This window comes from Chamaesiphon sp. OTE_20_metabat_361 (assembly GCF_031364565.1).
On sequence record NZ_JANLWO010000381.1, the window covers coordinates 1 to 1,916 of the forward strand.

Here is a 1,916-nt window from a genome sequence, read left to right on the forward strand (position 1 = left end):
ACTTCATTCTGAGCAAACTAAATTATCTGGATACTGGATTCAAAAAGGGTTTCTGGCAATTGCAGTACTATTCAACTTTTGCCTGATTGCTCAACTATTAACAGTTGGATTAGCAGTTTTCGACGATCCTACTTGGTGGAACATTCACGTTCTACTGGTACGCGGATATGGTGGACTAGTTGTTCTACTTTTAGCAGGGCTATTCGTTCATCCATTCTCTCAAAAAATCAAGATGCTGACAGTAGGTTTAGGAATACTACTGACGCTGCAATTTGTCACGGGACACTTGAATCATTTCTTACATTTAGGTATTCTCCACCCACTACTCGGCTTTTCATTATTTACATCCTCAACCACACTGGTTCATCGAGCTTGGCATGAGGTGTTCGATCCCATAGATGCTGTTACCAACTAATAAATTAAATTGCTTGGATTATGGACTTTTCAAAACAATCCTCAACTCACGCTTATAGCCAGGAAAATGTTCGAGAAATTTTAGATATTGCACTGTCGGATCGCTCGACTCTAGATACTGATTTACCTCATTCTCAATTGCTAGAAATCGCCCAAGAACTCAGTATCTCTCCTGAGACGATCGAACTTGCAAGAGATCGGTGGCTCAGTCAGCAACAAGTAATTAAAAAACATCAAGATTTCGATCTCTATCGTCGATCGAAACTGCAAGATCGATTTGGTAAGTATGCGATCGTGAATGCCTGTCTGATTCCCATCAATTTCTTCACTGGTTTTGGTGTTCCTTGGTCGCTATATGTATTAACTTCCTGGGGAATCGTGCGGGGAGTGGCTGCGTGGCGGGTCTTTTTTCAACGTCAGGGCTACGCATACGATCGTGCTTTTCAGAAATGGGAATATCGACAAAAGATGTAGAAATATTTAGTTTTCCATACTAACCAACCGCACAAAATAAAGTCAGAGTAATACTATGCCAATCCAATCTAGACCTGAAATAACGATGATCGAGCTAATTTCACCGTTAGTGGTGGCTTTAATTTTTATTACCCTCTGCTCTTTATTTAGAGAGCCAAACCGTCGCAATTTCAGTGCCCTATTGATTGCTGGAGCTGGATCTGCATATCTTAATGGTGGTTTACTAGGCTGGGAATTTGCCTTCTGTAATGTGATGACTGGTGTTGCCTACTTTGGATTAAAGGACTACCGATTTATCGGGATTGGCTGGCTGCTGCACACAGCATGGGATACAGTCCATCACTTATACGGCACCCCCATCGTACCATTCGTGCCACTATCATCGTTTGGGTGCATGATTTGCGATCCGGTACTGGCGTTGTGGTATTTCCGAGGCGCACCTTCGATCTTTACCTGGTTTGGCAAGGCACAGAGAACGTGAAGCAGAGATCTTCATCTTCCAGAAAGCGATCGATCCTACCTTCAAACCCACATTCTGCTGGTTGTTTAAAGTTTTGATTCCTTTTTCTTTGCAATCATCGATCCACCCCACCCTATAGAAATCATCAACGTTGACATTGCCATTCCATAAGCTGCACTACCTTGTCCTATTTGCGATCGACCCACTTCTTGGTAATAAACCTCCGCCACAGTATTTCCACCCTGAGATTTAAGCTCAGTTAACTCTAGTCTATTGCCAATTCACTTTCCCAAAGCTTTATTCATTATTCAAGGAGCAACAATGTCTTTAACTAACTATTCCATTCCAGATAGCGACATTTGTAAAAAGGCCACCCAACTAACCACAGAAGTATCGCCGTCTTTCTTGTGCAATCACTGCCTGCGGACGTTTTTCTTTGGCGATTTGCTGGGTAAACGCGATGGACTCAAATGCGATCGCGAACTGCTATATTTAGGTGCTGTGATGCACGATTTAGGACTGACAGAACGATTTGGAGGGGAACAGCGATTTGAAGTGGATGGGGCGG

At 42.9% G+C, this 1,916-nt stretch carries 4 protein-coding genes; all 4 read left to right on the plus strand.

Annotated features, from left to right (window positions below; translation table 11 throughout):
• Positions 1–37: 37 nt before the first annotated feature.
• Positions 38–415 carry a DUF6220 domain-containing protein gene (locus RMO35_RS11160; protein WP_396135652.1) on the plus strand — a complete coding sequence of 126 codons (378 nt, stop codon included), beginning with the start codon at positions 38–40 and terminating at the stop codon, positions 413–415.
• Positions 416–435: 20 nt separating this feature from the next.
• Positions 436–888: a 2TM domain-containing protein gene (locus RMO35_RS11165; RefSeq protein ID WP_309741230.1), complete on the plus strand. Its 453-nt coding sequence runs from the start codon at positions 436–438 to the stop codon at positions 886–888.
• Positions 889–943: 55 nt separating this feature from the next.
• The gene (locus RMO35_RS11170; protein ID WP_309741233.1) at positions 944–1,369 is read left to right on the plus strand and encodes a DUF6010 family protein; all 426 of its coding nucleotides are present in this window, start codon (positions 944–946) and stop codon (positions 1,367–1,369) included.
• Positions 1,370–1,669: 300 nt separating this feature from the next.
• The coding region (locus RMO35_RS11175) for an HD domain-containing protein (protein WP_309741236.1) at positions 1,670–1,916 on the plus strand (247 nt) is incomplete at its 3' end.

What these genes read in the sequence shown, in the direction of transcription:
- RMO35_RS11165 (WP_309741230.1), top strand. Translation starts at nt 436, where the DNA reads ATGGACTTTTCAAAACAATCCTCAACTCACGCTTATAGCCAGGAAAAT.
- RMO35_RS11170 (WP_309741233.1), top strand. Translation starts at nt 944, where the DNA reads ATGCCAATCCAATCTAGACCTGAAATAACGATGATCGAGCTAATTTCA.